This is a genomic window from Nostoc sp. (assembly GCF_036917775.1).
Classification (GTDB): Bacteria; Cyanobacteriota; Cyanobacteriia; order Cyanobacteriales; family Nostocaceae; genus Nostoc.
This window is the reverse complement of record NZ_JBALEQ010000077.1, coordinates 1-19375: the sequence shown is the minus strand read 5'-3', so window position 1 is coordinate 19375 and position 19375 is coordinate 1. Positions and strand designations below refer to the sequence as shown.

Here is a 19375-nt window from a genome sequence, read left to right as displayed (position 1 = left end):
TTAAAGACTTAAGTTTTGTACCTAACTGAGTTACTTCTTTACTATGCTTTCTGCAATAATTTGATCTATGCAAGACTTCATTTTTTCAGACACAGATCGTACATGAGGTTCTTTAAAAATGGAATTATGAATCCCAGAAATATCATAAATATCCACTCCCCCTAATGCCAATTTACCCCAACCCATTTTGGAATCAGCTTCTCGTTGTTCAACTACAAGACCATCTTCTGTTCGGAATACGGTTGCTTTACCTGAGTAAACTTGTAAAGCATATTTTCTTAGCGCTTGTATAGTAGCATTTTCCACCATGTATTTCCGGTTGGAGTAAGGCAAGGGGCGACCAAGAATCAGGTGAAAGTGAAAGACAAACCGCCAGAGTATCTCTTTGATTTGATACTTAAACCGTTCTGTATTTCCTTTTACCTGCTCAATAAGATAGTTAGATGCAATTGCTAAAAGACTCTTCCAATCACGAGAGGCAGACTTTTGCAATGATAAAGATTCAGTATTTTTTGAGCCATAAGTATCAAATAAAACTAGCAAAGCTACTTCCTTACCTTGTATGGCCAATTGCCGAGCCATCTCGTAAGCAATTAAACCCCCAGAGGAGTATCCACCGATTAAATAAGGCTCATGGGGCTGAATAGTCTGGATTTGTTGAATGTAGTGCGCTGCCATGTCTTCAATTCGGGTATAAGGAAGCTGTTTTCCATCTAACCCTTGTGGTTGTAGTCCATAAAATGGTTGATCTGATCCTAAATGCACAGCCAATTCACGGAAACGTAGAACTTCTCCACCCAAACCATGTACACAGAAAAAAGGAGGCTTAGAACCGTTGGGCTGAATAGCTACTAAAGATGACCAAGGAATTGATGTTTCAGATTTGACATCAGCTGTTGGCACCGCCGCAATCCCAGGTTTTGAGCATATTTCTCGCTCAAGAATATTAGCTAACTGCTCAATAGTTGGGGCTTGTAAAAGGATAGATAGAGCTAGATTTTTGCCTACTATCTTTTCAATCTGAGAAAATAGACGTACCGCCAGCAGTGAGTGTCCACCCAAATCAAAAAAGTTATCTGTTATTCCAATCGGATGAATTCCTAAAACATTTTCCCAGATTTCTGTTAATTGAAGTTGTAATGGATTTTCTGCTGTAGCAAATATTTTTTCTCTTTCAATATTAGTTGGATTGAGAGCAAGTAAGGCTTGACGATCAAGACCATTAGCATTCAACGGCAGAGAATCAACTATGACAAAGGTAGGCAACAAATGCTCCGGTAGCTTTTGCTGGAGAAAACTCAGTAGCTGCTCACTCCCAATCGTCTCGTCTTGTTTGGGGACAAGATAAGCAACTAAATGTTTGTCCCCAGAAACATCTTCTCTGGCAATCACCGCAGCGTTATGCACGCCTGGATATTGAGCCAAAATTGTCTCAATTTCTGTCAACTCAATCCGAAAACCGCGAATTTTAGCCTGATTATCTCGGCGGCCAATAAACTCAATATTGCCGTCACTTAAGTAGCGTCCAAAGTCGCCACTTCTGTAAAGGTATGACCCGGATTCGCTACTAAAGGGATTGGGGATAAATTTCTCAGATGTTAATTCGGGACGGTTAAAGTAGCCTTGTGCAACACCGATACCACTGATGTAGATTTCGCCAGTAACGCCAATTGGCAAGGGTTGCAATCGCCGATCGAGAATGTAGATTTGGGTATTAGCGATCGCTTTTCCGATAGGAATTTCTGACCGAGTGTTACTGGCTTCGGTAGCAGTTGCCGGATCGTAAACCGTGGCGGTTAAAGTTGTTTCTAGCGATCCATAGCCATTAAGCCAACGTACTTGCTTGCCAACTTTTTCTACCCAAGTTAAATAAGCATTGCGTGAGACTTTTTCACCACCAACCACGACTAAGCGCAAGCTGACTGGCAAGGTTTGTGGAGATAGAGACGGCTCTTTAACTAACTGATGCCAAAAATACGTAGGTAGATTAACAACGGTAATCTGTTGTTGAGCAATGAATGAGAAAAACTGCGCTGTCGATTGTAGCTCTTGAGACTGGATAATTGCAGTAGCACCAGCAATCCAAGTGGGGAACAATGATTCTATAAAAGAATTGTGAGTGATACTAGGTAATAGTAGGAGGCGATCGCTCTGGGTCAACTCCCAAGTGTCACTGATTGCTAGGCTGTGGGTGACGAGATTACGATGGGTAATGGCTATACCGTTGGGTTTCCCATTGCCGCCGGACGCATACATCACACAGGCCAGAGTCTGATCTGTGGTATAGTAATTTTGATTTTCTGTTGTGTGTAGTGCGATCGCTTCCCAATCATTATCCAAACAGATAACTTGTACCTGATGCTCAGAGAACTTCTCAACCAATGAGCTTTGGCTTAACACTATGGATATTTGGGCATCTTTTAAAATGAAAGCCAGACTATCTTGCCCAGATGTCGGAGCTATGGATACGTAAGTTCCCCCAGCTTTCAAAATACTCAACAGCCCCACAATCATCTCTAGCGAAGGCTCTACATAAAGACCGACCAGTACCCCAGATTTTACCCCTAGAGTTTGCAAATAGTCGGCTAATTGATTTGCACGCTGGTTGAGTTCCTGATAGGTTAGTTGCTGATTTTTAAAACTTACGGCAATATTATCTGGAGTTCGTTTAGTTTGAGCCTCAAACCACTGATGAATACAAGTATTCTGCGGATAATCAGCCTGTTTGCTATTCCAGCCAACCAATAATTGATGCTCAGGTGTTGTCAACAGAGGTAATTCAGATATCGGCTGATCGGGATTAGCAACAATACCTTCAAGTAAAGTTTTGAAGTGTCCCAACATTCGCTCTATGGTACTGGCATCAAACATCTCGGCATTGTAATCAAATACCATGCCCAGACCATTATCCTGTTCCCGCAAGACTAATGTCAGATCGTATTTGGTTTTACCATGATAGATGTAACCAAATAGAGAAGTAATAGTCAAATCAGGTAGTTGCAATGCTCCCATCCCACGGCCATTTGACCAAGGAGGATTGAGGGAGAACTTTACTTGAAATAAAGGCGAACTGTTCCGACTTTGTTGTTCTGGTCTAAGTTCTTCAATTAGTCTTTCAAATGGTAAGTCTTGATGGGTATAAGCCTCTAAGCAATCCTTACGCACGCGGTCTAACAATTGTCGGAAAGTTGGATTTCCTGCTAAGTTACCCCGCATTACAAGAGTATTAGAGAAAAATCCAATCAGCCGCTCGGTTTCTACTTGTCCCCGACTTGCACTTGCAAAGCTAATCAGTAGGTCTTCTTGTCCAGAATAACGGTAGAGCAATAGCTCAAACACTGTCAGCAGAGTCATGAAGAGGGTAACACCCCATTTTTGACTCAGGTCTGTCAGAGCATGGTTCAGCGTCTTTGATAGCAGCAGGGCAGCGCGATCGCCTCGATATGTCTGCACACCATGAGGACGCGGATGATCGTAAGGTAACTCAATGATCGGTAAATTGCCTTCTAGCTTTTGCTTCCAGTAGTTTACCTGTGACTCTAAAACCTCTCCTTGGAGCCACTGATATTGCCAATTGGTAAAATCGGCATACTGCACTGGTAAGGGAGTTAAAGGAGAAGCCTTCCCTGCCGAAAATGCTTTATAGATGGTAGTGAAGTCTTGATAAAATATATCGGAAGAAGCTCCATCACAAACTATGCAGTGCATATTCCAGATTAGCAGATGCTCGCGATCGCTCAATCGCAGCAGTAGCAACCGCAAAATCGGCCCATTGGCTAGATCAAAAGGTTGATGAGCTTCTTTAGTTGCCAGTAAGAGAGCTTCCGCCTCTCTTTTTTCATCTGGTACTTGCCGCAAATCAATTATTGGCAGCGTCAAAGAAACATCAGTGGCGATGACTTGAGTAGGTTTTCCATTCACTGCTGGAAAAGTTGTCCGCAGAACTTCATGGCGGCGGACGACTTCTCTTAAACTTTCCTCTAAGAAAGTAACGTTGAGATTCCCCGTAAAACGCACCACAACGGGCATATTATTTGAGGAACTATTAGGTTCAAATTGGTGCAGGAACCATATCCGTTGCTGACCAAAGGAAAGGGGCAAGTTGCCATTCCGTTCACAAGCGACAATTGGGGGAATCTGTGAACTGGCGGCTGTAGTAATTTGTCGGAGAAAGTTGATGATTTCGGCTTTTTGAGTTTTTAACTCGGTGAGCAATTCCGGTGTGAGACTGTCTTTTGCTGCCCGATAGCGTAAGCGTTCGCCCTCTAACCAAAGTTTGACATCGCGCTGACGTAGTTCAGAGAGTAGTTCATCTAATGTTTTCATAGCTCACCTTCCTCATAATCATCAGCGGTTTCACTATCAGCAGCCTGAACACCTTGGGTTGCCCAACGCAGAGTTTCCACTCGTTCAGCTAAATCTGCTACCGTTGGCAATTCAAATAAATTGGACATGAGAATTTCTACTTGCAAGGCTTGGCGCAGTCGAGAAACCACTTGAATTCCTAGTAGAGAATATCCACCCAGTTCAAAAAAGTTGTCGTAAATCCCAACCTGCCTGACATTTAAAACCTGTGTCCAGATATCTGCAATCTGCTGCTCAATGGGAGTGCGAGGCGCTACATAATTTGCTTCCAGTTCTGGACGGAAAGAATCAGGCTTTGGTAGTGCCCGACGATCAACTTTGCCGTTAGCATTTAGCGGCAAGGCTTCCAGTGCCATAAAAATCTTGGGCACCATATACTCAGGAAGCTGCTGTTTTAAGAATCGACGTAACTCGGAGATTATTTGCGGGCTATCTTGGCCAATTTCTGCGACAAAATAACCAACCAGCACTTTCTCACCAGGAGCATCTTCTCGAACAATTACTACCGCTTCTTTTATTGCCGGATATTGCAAAAGTGCAATTTCAATTTCACCCAATTCTATGCGGAAACCGCTCACTTTTACCTGATTGTCAATCCGACCCAGGTATTCAATCTTTCCATCTGGCAAATAGCGAGCTAAGTCTCCACTTTTATATAAACGTGATTGAGTATCTGAGCTAAAGGGATTGGCAATAAATCTTTCAGCAGTCAAATCCGGGCGATTGAAATATTCTCGTGCTAAACCATCGCCACCAATATACAATTCACCTGTGATGCCAATTGGGACGGGTTGTAAATGGGAATCTAATATATAAACTTGGGTATTAGCAATGGGGCGACCAATAGGAATAGAAGCCCCTGGCTTTAGTGGTGCTGTAATCTCATAACAGCAAGTAAAAGTTGTACTTTCTGTCGGCCCGTAACCATTAATTAGTTTACAGTTTTCTACTGTGTTGAGAAATTTCTGGACATGGGTAACGGATAAAACATCACCACCTGCTAACAGTTGACGTAAGGGTTTTAAAGCATCAATTTTTTCATCGACTATTAGATGGAATAAACCCGCCGTTAGCCATAAGGTTGTCACCTGATATTGCTGAATAAATTGCCCTAATTCGTCTAAAGATGGCGTATGGGGAGGGAATATTATTAGTTTTCCACCATTAAGCAAACAACCCCAAATTTCAAAAGTTGAAGCATCAAAAGAGATAGGGCTAATTTGCAGAAATACTTCTTTGTTAGTGAGGCTTACATAGTTAGTTTCTTTGACTAATCTAACTACACCTTGATGGATAACACTAACACCTTTGGGCTGACCTGTAGAACCAGATGTGTACATTACATAAGCCAAGTTGTCAGCCTTGACATTACTAATTAAATTCTCTGGTGTTGCTTGGTTGATAGTATCCCAGTCAGTATCTAGACAAATTACACTTGCTGCGTGAGCAGGTAGTTTGTCAATTAACTGTTTTTGGGTCAACAGTAATTTGATCTGGGTGTCTGAAAGCATGAAAGCCAAACGTTCTTGCGGATACCCAGGATCTAGGGGGACGTAGGCTCCACCTGCTTTCAGAATCCCTAAAAGACCTACTACCATTTCTAAGGAGCGATCGACGCAGATTCCCACAAGAACATCTGCACCTACTCCTAATGTTTGCAGGTATTGCGCTAATTGGTTGGCGCGAATATTTAACTCTTGGTAAGTAAGCTGCTGTTCTTGAAATACCAACGCTATTGCATTAGGGGTACGCTCTACCTGTTCCTCAAATAACTGATGAATAGATTTATTTTGGGGATACTGTGTTTGAGTCTGATTCCATGTTGCTAATAACTGTTGCTCTACTGGTGGTAAAATTGGCAATTTAGAAATACTTTGATTGGGGTTAGCAACTATACCCAATAATAAAGTTTCAAACTCTGCCATCCGGTGGCGAATAGTGTCAGCGTCAAATAAATTAGTGTTGTACTGACATTCCAGGGTCATCTGACCACGTAATTCTGTAGCATTGATGAACAGTTCAAAATTCTCGAACGATCGCGGGTTAGAGAAAAATTCTACTTCCAACCCAGTGAAGGGGAGTTTGTCACTATCTAAACCCTGATCGATATTGAATGTAATGGGAACTAAGGGAATACGGCTAGAATCCCGTGCCAAAACTAATTTTTTGACCAGACTACCAAAGGTAAATTGTTGATGATCGTAAGCATCTAAGACAGCCGATCGCCGCGATCGCAGATAGTCGCTGAAAGATTTTTCGCCATCAATCTGGCTACGCAATGGTAATAAGTTTACACAGTGTCCTACGAGATTATATTGCCCCAAAGCGGCTTGTCCGGCGGCTGGAATACCAACAACCAAGTCGTTTTGTCTCGTCAGACGGTGCAGCCAAACCTCAAATCCTCCCAGGATAGTAGTCATAAAGCTACAACCGAGCTTTGTCCCTAGTTGTTTGAGGTTGGCAACTAGTTCTGGACTTAAATGCCAATCTTCACGGGCAGCATTAAAGGTTCTGAGTGGTGGACGGGGGCGATCGCTGGGGAAATCTACTACAGGTACAGAGTCAGCGAATTGTTCCAACCAGTATTGTTCTGTGGCGATCGCTTCTGGACTATCCGCCTCTTCTTCCTGCAAAATCGCATATTCACTTAAATTGTCTGGTTCTTCCAATTCAGGAACAATACCCTGTTGCAAGCCAGAATAAAGTTTACCTAAATCTGGCATCAGCACTGCCCAAGACCAACCATCACAAATAATATGATGTGCTGTCAAAGTAGCTAGATGCTCCTGCGCCTGTAATTTGACAATTTTTGCCCGAAATAGCGGCCCATGTTCCAAATCAAAAGGTTGTTCTACCTCTTGTCGCAAGATACTAGCTAATTTTTCCTGTTGTTCTTGTGGTTCTGAGCTGGAAAGATCAATAATAGGGATTTCAATTTGCCGAGAAGCAACAATGCAGAGTGTGTTGCCATCGGTGCTAAAAGTTGTGCGTAGTGCTTCATGACGTTGTACTAATTCTTCAATCGCAGACTGGAAAACTTTGACATCAAGTTCGCCTTTTAGTCGCAGAGATTGGGACTCGTTATAAGCACAATTGGCAGCATCCCCCATTTGTACAGAAGCCCAGATTTCTTTTTGTGATTCTGTGGCAGGGGCGGTTAGAAGTAATTCTCCATCTGCAAATGGATCAAAATCAACCGCAGTTAAACTGGATTGGTAATCTACAGGTAATAAGCTCATAGAATTCTATTATTTTCTCAGTTTATTCAAAGTAAAATTTAATTTTTTATTGGCAAATCATTGGCATTTAAATTCATTATTTAGCCAAGATTGTAGATTTTAAATAATTACGCATTGGAACCTCTACAAATCTATATGTCAATGATGCGGCCAATATGATAATCATAAGAAATACTCCTAGAGATGTCAAGACTTCATATTCTGTGAATCCTTTACCAAAAGCCTGGTGAAATTTATAAATCCACAATGTTTTTAACAATTCTTGAACAAACCAATGAACCATGTAAATCGAGTAAGATATAGTCCCGGAATACAGCATCAACCGGGAATTTAAAAACTTTGATATTAGACTATTATTGTTGATAGATACAGCTAAAATTAAAAGAGAAAAAGCTGGTAAAACTAGCCAATCATGAAGACTACGCCAATAAGTCCAGTAGTAATTCATAATCAGAATTATCCAAGTTATAGCTAGAATTGATAGTAAATTAAGATTAAAATATTTTCTATAATTACCTCTGCGATAGATTTTATAAGTTATAATGCCGAGTATGCACTCTAGACCGCATCTAGCTATGGAAGGTATGCCAATAATACTATCTAAATTTCCACGGGTAAAAGCGACTAGTAGTAATATACTGAAGAGAGCAAAAACATAAATTTTTAAATCCATTTTTTCATTATTTTGTAATAAGAAAAATAACAAAAATGGAAATATGCAATAAATAACAAACTCTACACTAATTGACCAAGCTGGCTCATTCCAATAAGTATCACACCAAAATAAAGGTGGGCAATTTAAGTCGAATGCTTGAAGAAGGAAAATATTAGCAAAAAGGGCGGTTAAGTTAAATTTACCAGTAAAAGCAGAATTATTTAGTAAAAATATTTTTAAAGTTTCTAATCCGATAAATAGAGATAAAATAAATATATGTAAAGGATAAATTCTGGCAAAACGTGAAAATAAATATGATCGATATTTAGTTGAATTAACTTTTAATGAAAAATCTTCAATATAAACGTGGGTCATAATAAAACCACTCAGAATGAAGAAAAAATCAACCCACAAATATCCATTACGAAAAAAATTGCTATATGCTGATAAAGTTGAACCAGTTTTAGGTAAAGTGTAATATGAGAAATGATGTACAACAACAACCAAAGCTGCAATGCCGCGCAGAGCAGTGAGCGAATTGATTTGGTTATACATTGATATTTTTGGCATTGAATTATCTCAAGAATATAAACAGTTGGATATTTTTAGGATAATCTTGATGATTTTATGGAATTTTTGAAATACAAGTATGCTAAACATTGTTCACCAGATTATAGTTTTGGTAGGCATTTGCTACGCTATGTATAAAAGTAATTATGCTATATCGAATCTGTCAAAACTTTAACTTTTAATTTTTCCTATCAGCGAGTTAGGACTTACTTGAGCCAGGTTTAAGTGGATTCTCAGTTAATATAAAAAGCCCTAATCGATGAGTATTTACGATTTGCAAAAACAGTTAATTTTTGGTGTTGCTGAATTGGAGTAGGAATTGACATTTTTAGATATGGCTTCATACTTTCAATCAGCAACGCCAATTTTTTAAAGTACTCAGGAAACACTTGCAACTTGTAAGTACTTCCCAGGCCGCTCAGTATCGGGGATATACCAGGCGGGGTTGCCTTGGGGATCTCGTCCTAATTTGGCATTAGGTTGTGGAGGACGATTACGTAGGCTGTTATTAGTAACTTCGCTGTTTGTTACTTCTATGGGCGGTGCAGACAAAAAGCCAGCAGACTGCATTTCGGCAATACTTTCTTTAAAGGCTGCCATTACAAAAGCTAGATCGGCTTCGGAATGGGCTGTTGTCAAGAAGCAAGGACGGTGATCCCAAGTATGCACTCCCTTATCCCGCAGTAAATAAAATAGTAAGTCTCCATAAGGAAACTCTGGTGCAGATTTCACCATAAACAGGGAGCCGAAGTTATAAGCTGTAAACGGAGCCTGAACTTTCTCGAAATAGCCCATAAGTTCCGCTACAAACTTATCAGTTCTTGCATTGAGATTTTGCTGCAAGCTGGGGCCACTCTGCTTTAAATGTTGAAGTACTGCTTTGGCGGCTGCTAGTGCTAAAGGATGACGGACAAAAGTGCCGGCAAAGTAAGTCACGCCTACTTCTGGAACTGAGTCATCCCCAAACTGCCAAAATCCACCATCTAAAGCATCCATATATTGCGATTTGCCAGCAATTACTCCAATCGGTAGTCCACCGCCCACAATCTTGCCGTAGGTTGCTATATCAGCTTTGATACCAAAATGTGCCTGAGCGCCACCTGGATGAATTCTAAATCCGGTAACGATTTCATCAAAAATTAGAGCAATACCAGCTTCTTCCGTGAAATCACGCAATTGCTGAAGAAATTCCTTGGGCTGGTATTCAGGGCGACGGCTTTGCACAGATTCAACCATTACTGCTGCTAACTCATCAGCCCGACTTCTAAGGATTTCTAGAGACTCAGGTGAATCGTAGTCCACCACCAAAATGTTCTCTACCATTTCCGGTGGGATACCAGGAGCAGCAGGAATTGACCGGAGTTTTTTTGTCCCCCGAACAATTACTTCATCCAAAATACCGTGATAAGCTCCAGAAAAGATGGCGATTAAGTTACGCCCTGTGATGGTACGTGCCATCCGCATCGCTCCCAAAACCGCTTCCGAACCTGTGTTGCAAAAGGCTGCTCGGTCAAAGTTGGTCAACTCACACATCAGCTTTGCCACTTCTCCAACTAAGGGAGTCTGCGGCCCAATTTCCATGCCTAGTTTCAGTTGCGCTTCAATTGCTTCGGTAATGAAAGGTGGCGACCAACCAAACAAATTCAAACCAAAACCATTACTTAAATCGACATATTCATTGCCATCAAGATCCCAAAGTTTAGAACCCGATGAACGAGACGCTACGATGGGATAAACCATCTCTTTCATCGTCGGGTTAAAGCCAGAAACAGTTCTTGGATCTGCTAAATAAGGGCGATGAGATTGAGTGTATTCTTTAGATTTTTGAGTCCGTTTTGTATATCTTTGGATAATTTTATCTAGATGAGTGCGTTGTTGCGCTGTCAGAGTTTTAGTCTGAGTTTTTTCAATTCGAGCAGCCGCACCAAATGCCTTTTTTGCACCATTTGATTCCGTGTCTACCGATACAGGTGATTCTTTGCTCGTTTGAGTCGCTGGGATAGATACAACATTTTGTGGCTTGACACCATTATTTTGAGGTGTCGCCGCAGGTACAACTGGGATTGTTAGCGATTGGCTGTTATTACCCAAAAGCGCCAATTGTTGGCTCATGATTTGTAGCTGCTGATTAATCACACTTTCTAGGACGTTACTAGATGCAGCAGGTTGCTGTGAAATTTGAGGTGCAGATCCATTTGTATGAACTTCATGCACTACCAAAGTGGGTGATGTGGTTGCAGGTGCTGGTAATGTTACTTCTGGAATGGGTTCTGCAATGGTTTCTGTTAATCCTAATGCAGATAAAGTTTCGGGAGACAAGGCTGGATTGATAAAGTCAGCCAGTGTTTCTAAATTGGGGTAAATTTCTAGTAACTGCCGAAGTGTTACCTTTACTTGAAATTTTTTCTTTAACGCTAGACCCACTTGAGTTAGTGATAAAGAATCTAATCCCATTTCTAAAAATGTTGTCGAATCGTCAACACTAGCGATTTCCAATCCTGACGTTTCTTCAATAATTTCTTTTAACAGAGGAATAAGCTTTTGCTGAGGAGATTTTGTCATATCTTGGGTTTTTTCTAACTGGGGATTTGAAGGTTTGGGAGTTGCTGCGCGATTGGGATGAGGTAAAGGATCAATCCAGAAGCGTTGGCGTTCAAAGGGATAGGTAGGTAGAGGAATTCGTTGTCGCGTTTCCCTTTGATAGAAGTTGCTCCAGTCAATAGATACTCCTGCTAGCCACAGTTGTCCTACTGCCTTGAGTAATGCTGTCCATTCGGCTTCGTTCTCAGCGTTATCGCCCAGAGAAGCGATCGCTATCTGTTGTTTAATATCTTTTGCTTGTTGGCGGGCTAAGGTCGTAGTTGTGATTCGCGGCCCAACTTCTAACAGTACGCGTTCTGGTTGCTGCCATAAGGTTTGTATGCCCTGTGCAAATCGCACAGTCTGACGTAAATGTGTCGCCCAATACATCGGATCAGTTGCTTGCTGGGCTGTAATCCAGTCGGCGGTAACTGTGGAAACAAAGGGAATTTGAGGAGGTGATAATTTAACTTTCCTAACTACCTCTGCAAAGGGGGCTATGATGTCATCCATCATTGGGGAATGGAAAGCGTGGGAGGTGTGTAAACGGCGACAGACAATTTCTTCGCTTTCTAGTTGTTTTTGCAGAGCCGCGATCGCCTCTGTGGGGCCAGAAACTACACATAGGGAAGGGCCATTAATTGCTGCGATCGCTAGTTCTGCACTTAATCGCGGCTCTACCTCTTTGGCTGGTAAGCGCACTGAGAGCATAGCCCCTTGTGGTAACTCCCACATGAAGCGACCGCGATTTGCAACCAACATCAGCGCATCTTCTAAGGTGAATACACCCGCAATACAGGCGGCGACAAATTCGCCAATGCTGTGACCAATCATCGCTTGGGGCTTGACTCCCCAACTTTGCCACAGTTGCGCTAAAGCGTATTCAACGACGAATAATGCTGGTTGAGTAAAGCAGGTTTGCTTTAGGGCGATAGCCGCAGTTTCGCGATCGCTGGGCGCGGGATATATAATTTTTCGTAAATCACCGCCCAGTAATGGTTTAAGGATTTCTGCACATTCATCTACTACCTCCTGAAACACAGGTTCGCGGTTGTAGAGATTCAGTCCCATATCCACATATTGCGACCCTTGTCCGGGGAACATGAAGGCAACGGCTGGATTACGGATTTCTGTATGGCGGGTATTTACTTGATTGGGATCTAAAGATTGCAGTGCTGCGATCGCATCTGTGATGTCGTGACAAACTATACTACGTCGATAATTTAAGGCTTTGCGCCCTCGCTGTAGGGTATAAGCTACATCGGCTAAGTTAATTTCAGCATTGTACTGGAGATATTGCTGCAAATTTGCTGTTGCAGTTTCTAAGGCTGTACTAGTTTTTGCCGAGAGCAAGAATAGCTGCTGTGGACGAGAAGATCCAGAATGTTGAATTTGTGGCGCTTCTTCCAGTACAACATGAGCATTAGTCCCGCCGACACCAAAAGAACTTACACCAGCCCGTCGTGGAGTTTCACCTTCTGGCCATTCAGCTAGTTTGGTATTTACATAGAAGGGGCTATTGGCAAAGTCAATCTTAGGGTTGGGAGCCTCAAAATTTAAGCTAGGTGGAATCTTTTTATAATGCAGGGCAAGAACGGTTTTAATTAATCCTGCTACCCCAGCAGCCGCAACTAAATGTCCGACATTGCTTTTGAGAGAGCCGATCGCACAAAATTGTTTAGCATCTGTATGCACACGAAATGCTTGCGTCAGCGCTTCAATTTCAATGGGGTCGCCTAAAGGTGTAGCTGTACCGTGAGCTTCAATATAAGAGATGGTTTCTGGATGGAAGTTGGCATAAGCTTGCGCCATTGCAACGGCTTCTGCTTGTCCGTCTACGCTAGGAGCAGTAAAGCTTACTTTATCAGCGCCGTCATTATTAATACCTGAACCACGAATTACGGCATAGATGCGATCGCCTTCATTGAGTGCATCTTCTAAACGCTTCAGGACAACTATTCCTGCACCATTGTTGAACATTGTGCCCTGAGCGCTGGCATCAAAGGGACGACAATGACCATCTCCAGAGAGCATACTGCCTTCTTGAGCGATATAACCACTATTTTGGGGTGTAGTCATAGATACACCCCCAGCTAAAGCCATATCGCACTGATAGCTACTTAAGGCTTGGCAAGCTTGAATAATTGCTACTAAAGAAGTAGAGCAAGCTGTATTAACACTGACAGCCGGGCCTTTCAGGTTGAGCTTGTAAGCAGCACGGGTGGTTAAAAAGTCTTTTTCATTTGCTAACATAGTCTGGAACTCGCCGATGCGATCGACAATTTCCATACGTCCAGAAATATGGTTGGCAAAATAAGTATTTTGACCACAACCAGCGTATAAACCAATCAAACCATCGAAAGATTCTGCTTCATAACCAGCATTTTCTAGAGCTTCATAAACCAACTCTAGAAAAACTCTGGCTTGTGGGTCCATAACCACAGCTTCTAGTGGATTAATGCCAAAGAAGGCAGCATCAAAAGTTTCTCCCCCAGGAATGATGCCTCTAGCTTTTACATAACTGGGATCTTTGCAAAGGTTCGGGTCAATGCTGGGATCTAACTCTTCATCTTGAAAAAAAGTCGTTGACTCTAATCCTTCACACAGATTGCGCCAAAACTCATCGACATTGCCAGCGCCAGGGAATCTTCCTACCATGCCGATAATGGCAACACCATCAATAGGATCTTGGTTATCTGAGGTTTGCATATTTACCATTGCTTAAACACCTTGTTGATGATTACGGCGACGAGCTTGAGCTGCTTGTTGGCGTTGAGCGCGATTTTGCAGCTTGTCATGAGACGGTTGGCTGTTCTGGTTTGAATCCAAATATTTTGCTAAAGAGCCAATCGTTGAATACTGAAATAGCTTCACAGTAGGTAGTTCAATACCAAGTTCCTGTTTGACTCGCGCAGCAACTTGTAGAATTGAGATTGAAGTTGCTCCCAAATCAAAGAAATTATCATCAATCCCAACGCGATCGATTTTGAGCAGTTCAGACAAAATACCTGCAAGCAAACGTTCTAAATCGGTTTGGGGAGCAATGTACGCTTGTTCCAGTTGCGGACGTTCTCTACTTGGTGCTGGCAATTTATGTCTATCTACTTTGCCATTTGCGGTTAGAGGCAGTGATTCTAACATCACAAATGCTGATGGCACCATGTAATGAGGTAGTTGCTGCTGTAAAAAACTACGTAAATTATTGTGTGTATATCTACTGTTATAGTGAGGAACAATGTAAGCAGTCAACTGCTTTTCACCTGTTTCATCCTGACGAGCTAAAACAACAATTTCCCGAACATCAGGATGTTGTGCAATCTCCCGCTCAATTTCCCCTAGTTCAATTCGGAAACCGCGAATTTTTACCTGATTGTCAATCCGACCTAAGAACTCGATATTGCCATCTGGAAGATAACGAGCTAAATCTCCAGTTTTGTAAAGGCGGGTTGCTAAATTGCTATCAAATGAGTGAGAAATAAATTTTTCGGCAGTCAATTCGGGGCGATTTAAATACCCTCTAGCTAATCCATCTCCAGCAATGTACAATTCGCCAATTTCTCCAATTGCTACTGTTTGGAAGTTGTTGTTTAATATATAAACTTGGGTATTAGCAATTGGGCGACCAATAGGAATAGATACACCTGGTTGCAGTGGCGCTGTTATCAGATGGCAGCAGGTAAAAGTTGTATTCTCAGTTGGCCCATAACCATTAATTAGCCGACAGTTCTCTACTGTTTGGAGAAATTTCTGTACATGGGGAACAGATAAGACATCGCCGCCTGCTAAAAGTTGACGCAAAGATTTTAACGCATCAATTTTTTCATCCACTATGAGATGGAATAAGCCGGCTGTCAGCCAAAGAGTAGTGACTTGATATTGTTGAATAATCTGCCCTAATTCTTCTAATGATGGTGTATGAGGAGGGCAAATTACTAGTTGCCCACCGTTAAGTAAGCAACCCCAAATTTCAAAAGTTGAAGCGTCGAAGGAAATAGGAGCAAGTTGCAGAATTATTTCTTCAGCCGTGAGGTGAGCATAATTAGTTTCTTTGACCAACCTCACTACACCACGATGGATAACGCTAACCCCTTTAGGTGTACCTGTAGAACCTGATGTATACATGACATAAGCCAAGTTTTCAGCAGTGACGCTAGTGCTTAGGTTCTCTTTTTTATTTTGGGCGATTGTATGCCAATCTGCATCTAGGCAAATTACAAATGCTGTATGAGCAGGTAATTTAGCAACTAGGTCTTTTTGAGTTAATAGTATAGATACCTGGGTATCTAATAGCATAAAAGCTAAACGTTCTTGTGGATACCCTGGATCTAGCGGTACATAAGCTCCACCCGCTTTGAGGATAGCTAAAAGTGCTACAACCATTTCTAAGGAGCGCTCTATGCAGATACCTACAAGAGTTTCTGCTCCTATACCTAGTGTTTGTAGATATTGTGCCAGTTGATTAGCACGACTATTCAAATCTCTATAGGTGAGATGCTGATTATTAAAGATTAATGCTACAGCATCAGGTGTTTTCTCAACCTGTGCTTCAAACAACTGATGAATACACGCTTGCTGAGGATAATCCGTTTGAGTCTTATTCCACTCGATCAGTAGGTCTTTTTCGGATTCTTTCAAGATAGGTAATGTTAAATTATATCGTTCTAAGTTATTATCTGATGATAATGATGTTTGAGACTCAGTTACCAGAAATTGATTTTTATTTTTAGCTAATGAATCAGTTCTTGCTTTCATATTTTATTTCCGCAAAAAATAAATCTTTTTGCAAAACTTGTAGTTTTTAAGTAGTGCTGCATTTTTAACTCAACAAATGTCAAGTTTAACGTTGCAGCTAATGTTACTACTAAACTATACAAAATCAGAATTATTACTGAGTGAAAAATACTAAGGTTTGTTCTAAAATTCATATTGAGAGATACTTTTATATAGATATAGATTTTTGGATAAACCAGTAACCTATGTAAGTTGAGTACGATATTGTTTCGAGATAAATAAGTAACTATAAATTATGATGTCTGAAAACTAAATATAGCTCCAGCATCACGCAAGGTTTGTTTAAACACTAGTATTTTTAATTACATTTTTTAGTCATATTTTTAAATTATATTTCAAGACTAATTTGACAAGAAATCATGCCGCAATCCTATAATGTTTATATGAAAGGGCACTGACTCTTAGATTTAGTTTTTTTATTTTGACCTATTTCCTCAAAATCTGAGTTATTTTCAATACATCTTCATTGAAAATTAAAACTTTAGAGGTGATTTGCAATGAGAGTATTAACTGTACGTTCGCTTATTTGAGAGGATAAGAAGAATCAATGCCTTGATGGGCAAGGAAGACAGCGATTTTATCAGCCGATAAGCAAGCAATGGAATCCGTTTGGAGGTAGGTTGAACTTCAGGCTACGACCATCAGAATTTTTTGTGCCCTAATTCTACTTATTAATACTTAATATTTTCGGCTCTTGCGTTGGTTTTATGTTACAGCATTAAAATAGCCGTTTTATAGAAAGGCTCAAAAATTTAAAATCTAGTCATAGCAAGGAACATAGGCTTTGATTAGATTTTATTTATTATTCGACTCCATAAAAGGAACTGAAGAGCCATATTTTCAAGATTTTATAGTATAAAACAGTTAGTAATTATACAATCGGCAAAATATTTGCAACGTATCAGTAGGCTATAGGGGGTAAATATGTACATTTTTCTCTAAGTATTTATATTAGATATATTGTAAAATATTAAGCTGTTCTACATTTCCTTTGAAGAGACAACTAATCCATCGACTCCGACTCCAAAGTAGCTTTACGCATGATTGTGCTATTGGAAACCTCAAAGGTATGATAATTGCGATCGCCAACAATACCCACTTGTTTGACAGGCGATCGCTGATTATATTTTGTCATTGAAAAATATTTATATGTCAATACCCTCACCTGCACTATTCTTCAATACAGTTAACGCTTACCAACGCAGCGCAGCAATTAAAGCCGCAGTTGAATTGAATGTTTTTACTGCTATCAGTCAAGGAATTGAGTCGAGTCAATCACTTGCACAAAAGTGTCAAACCTCTGAGCGAGGTATGCGAATGTTGTGTGATTACTTGGTGATTATCGGCTTTATCACAAAGGAAGCAGAAGGCTATAGGCTTACGTCAGATTCAGCAATGTTTTTGGATCGGCAAAGCAAATTTTACGTGGGAGATGCAATTGAGTTTATACTATCTCCGATGATAACTAACGGTTTCAATGACCTGACTGCTGCCGTCCTTAAAGGAGGAACTGCCATATCATCCGAAGGAACTTTATCGCCAGAACATCCAGTATGGGTGCAATTTGCAAAAGCGATGTCACCAATGATGGCAAACCCTGCACAATTAATCGCTGAGTTAGTAAATGAGAATAAGATAGAGCCACTGAAAGTATTAGATATTTCAGCAAGTCATGGTTTATTTGGTATTGCAGTAGCCCAACATAACCCCAATGCCGAAATTTTTGGTGTTGATTGGGCACCGGTTTTAGAGGTTGCCAAAGAAAACGCCAGGATACAAGGAATAGCTTCCCGCTACCATACAATTGCTGGTAGTGCTTTTGAAGTAGATTACGGTAATGACTACGATCTAGTTTTACTCCCCAACTTCTTACATCATTTTGATGTAGCAACGTGTGAACAGCTACTGATAAAAATCAAGACTGCGCTAGCTGTTGATGGAAAGGTTATCGTTTTTGATTTCATTCCTAATTCTGACCGGATTACGCCACCTGATGCTGCCGCTTTCAGCTTGGTCATGTTAGCAACAACCCCTAGTGGCGATGCTTATACATTTGCAGAGTACGAAAGTATGTTTAGCAACGCTGGTTTTTCCCATTCTCAACTTCACTCACTCCCAACTACTGAACAGCAAGTAATAGTTGCATACAAATAAATTAATGACGACATTGGGTAAAAAAGTTTAAGAGACATCTCCAAAAAATAATCTCAAGCCCTGATCATATCTAGGTGAAAACTTAACAAAAAAGATTGATGAACCACCACATAAACTGAGAATTTTCTTTAAAATTTTTCATGTATCAATTCGAGACGCATAGCTTCAAGAAAGCCCTCGATCCCATGTTTAGCTGAAGAGTAAGCACTTTGATATGGAAGCGATCGCCTACCTTCCATTGAAGAGACGTGAATCAGTGCGCCGCGTCCCTCACGTTTGAGATGGGGTAAAGCCGCCATCGCACCATGTACTTGTCCCATCAAGTTGACATCAATAACATGCTTAAACTCTTCTGGTGTTGTCTTATCAAATGTTGCAAAGATACCGATCGCGGCAACATGAACCCACGTATCAAGCCGTCCGTATACTTCCACGGTTTTATCTGCGATCGCCTTAACTTGCTCAAATACTTGCACATCAGCGACACAAAAAGTTGCCTCGCCGCCAAAGCCGCGAATTTCCTCCACTAAAGACTTGAGCTTCGACTCACTGCGAGCCGAGACTACCACTTTTGCCCCGCGTCTAGCAAACTCAAGAGCTGTAATCCGTCCGATACCACTAGAGGCTCCAACGACCGAAACGACCTGCTGATTGATTGGCTTTAATTGCACTAACCTACCTACTAAGTAAGTTTGCGCGGAAAAACCCAAGTATATTACGAAACGAAATAGGCTTAAAGTCCTTACTAATGACCAATGACAAAGGACAGCCTTCACCAGTTAGCTTTAATTGCGCCAACCCACTTACTACCGTTTGATTTACTGCATGAGTTAATTGATTACGATATAAATTGTAATCAAAAGCCCGAAGATGCAAAAAAAGTCTTTACGAAAGTTTTAACCTCAAAAAACTGGCTATTCCTCTCACTACTGGAGTTTAGACTAAAAGCGATATGAGAGAAAGCAGACCAAATGGAATTAGAGGTTAAAAATATTATCTTGTCAGCCTGAAAGCATCCGCC

General features: G+C 41.1%; 7 protein-coding genes and 1 pseudogene. 1 reads left to right on the top strand and 7 read right to left on the bottom strand.

The genetic code is table 11. From position 1 onward, the window contains the following. Positions 1–30: 30 nt before the first annotated feature. The 6 genes from V7K69_RS14385 to V7K69_RS14360 all read right to left on the bottom strand — a co-directional run bounded on the left by V7K69_RS14385 (position 31) and on the right by V7K69_RS14360 (position 17335). Entirely contained in the window at positions 31–4326 is a 4296-nt protein-coding gene (locus tag V7K69_RS14385) for a non-ribosomal peptide synthetase (protein WP_335035403.1), read from the bottom strand. Next, positions 4323–7604 (bottom strand): non-ribosomal peptide synthetase, encoded by a 3282-nt coding sequence (locus V7K69_RS14380; protein WP_335035401.1) that lies wholly within the window; start codon positions 7602–7604, stop codon positions 4323–4325. The genes V7K69_RS14385 and V7K69_RS14380 overlap by 4 nt, the downstream gene beginning before the upstream one ends. Before the next feature lie 76 nt (positions 7605–7680). Beyond that, the gene (locus tag V7K69_RS14375; RefSeq protein WP_335035399.1) at positions 7681–8829 is read right to left on the bottom strand and encodes an acyltransferase family protein; all 1149 of its coding nucleotides are present in this window, start codon (positions 8827–8829) and stop codon (positions 7681–7683) included. Between the two features lie 378 nt (positions 8830–9207). After that, a complete protein-coding gene (locus V7K69_RS14370; protein WP_335035397.1) occupies positions 9208–14118 on the bottom strand; it encodes an aminotransferase class III-fold pyridoxal phosphate-dependent enzyme in 4911 nt (1636 codons plus the stop codon). A 12-nt stretch (positions 14119–14130) separates the two neighbouring features. After that, positions 14131–16161, bottom strand: coding sequence for a non-ribosomal peptide synthetase (locus tag V7K69_RS14365; RefSeq protein ID WP_335035395.1), 2031 nt, complete (start codon positions 16159–16161; stop codon positions 14131–14133). A 1042-nt stretch (positions 16162–17203) separates the two neighbouring features. Continuing rightward, positions 17204–17335, bottom strand: a complete 132-nt coding sequence (locus V7K69_RS14360; protein WP_335035393.1) for a hypothetical protein — start codon at positions 17333–17335, stop codon at positions 17204–17206. A 14-nt stretch (positions 17336–17349) separates the two neighbouring features. Between V7K69_RS14360 and V7K69_RS14355 the strand changes: the two genes are divergently transcribed. Beyond that, on the top strand, positions 17350–18354 hold the full coding sequence (locus tag V7K69_RS14355; protein ID WP_335035392.1) for a methyltransferase: 1005 nt from the start codon (positions 17350–17352) through the stop codon (positions 18352–18354). A 131-nt stretch (positions 18355–18485) separates the two neighbouring features. Here the strand turns inward: V7K69_RS14355 and V7K69_RS14350 are convergent. Beyond that, positions 18486–19025: pseudogene (locus V7K69_RS14350) on the bottom strand (SDR family oxidoreductase); the annotation flags it as partial. Positions 19026–19375: the final 350 nt, after the last annotated feature.

What these genes read in the sequence shown, in the direction of transcription:
- V7K69_RS14365 (WP_335035395.1), bottom strand. Translation starts at nt 16,161, where the DNA reads ATGAAAGCAAGAACTGATTCATTAGCTAAAAATAAAAATCAATTTCTG.
- V7K69_RS14380 (WP_335035401.1), bottom strand. Translation starts at nt 7,604, where the DNA reads ATGAGCTTATTACCTGTAGATTACCAATCCAGTTTAACTGCGGTTGAT.
- V7K69_RS14355 (WP_335035392.1), top strand. Translation starts at nt 17,350, where the DNA reads ATGTCAATACCCTCACCTGCACTATTCTTCAATACAGTTAACGCTTAC.
- V7K69_RS14375 (WP_335035399.1), bottom strand. Translation starts at nt 8,829, where the DNA reads ATGCCAAAAATATCAATGTATAACCAAATCAATTCGCTCACTGCTCTG.
- V7K69_RS14370 (WP_335035397.1), bottom strand. Translation starts at nt 14,118, where the DNA reads ATGCAAACCTCAGATAACCAAGATCCTATTGATGGTGTTGCCATTATC.
- V7K69_RS14385 (WP_335035403.1), bottom strand. Translation starts at nt 4,326, where the DNA reads ATGAAAACATTAGATGAACTACTCTCTGAACTACGTCAGCGCGATGTC.
- V7K69_RS14360 (WP_335035393.1), bottom strand. Translation starts at nt 17,335, where the DNA reads ATGACAAAATATAATCAGCGATCGCCTGTCAAACAAGTGGGTATTGTT.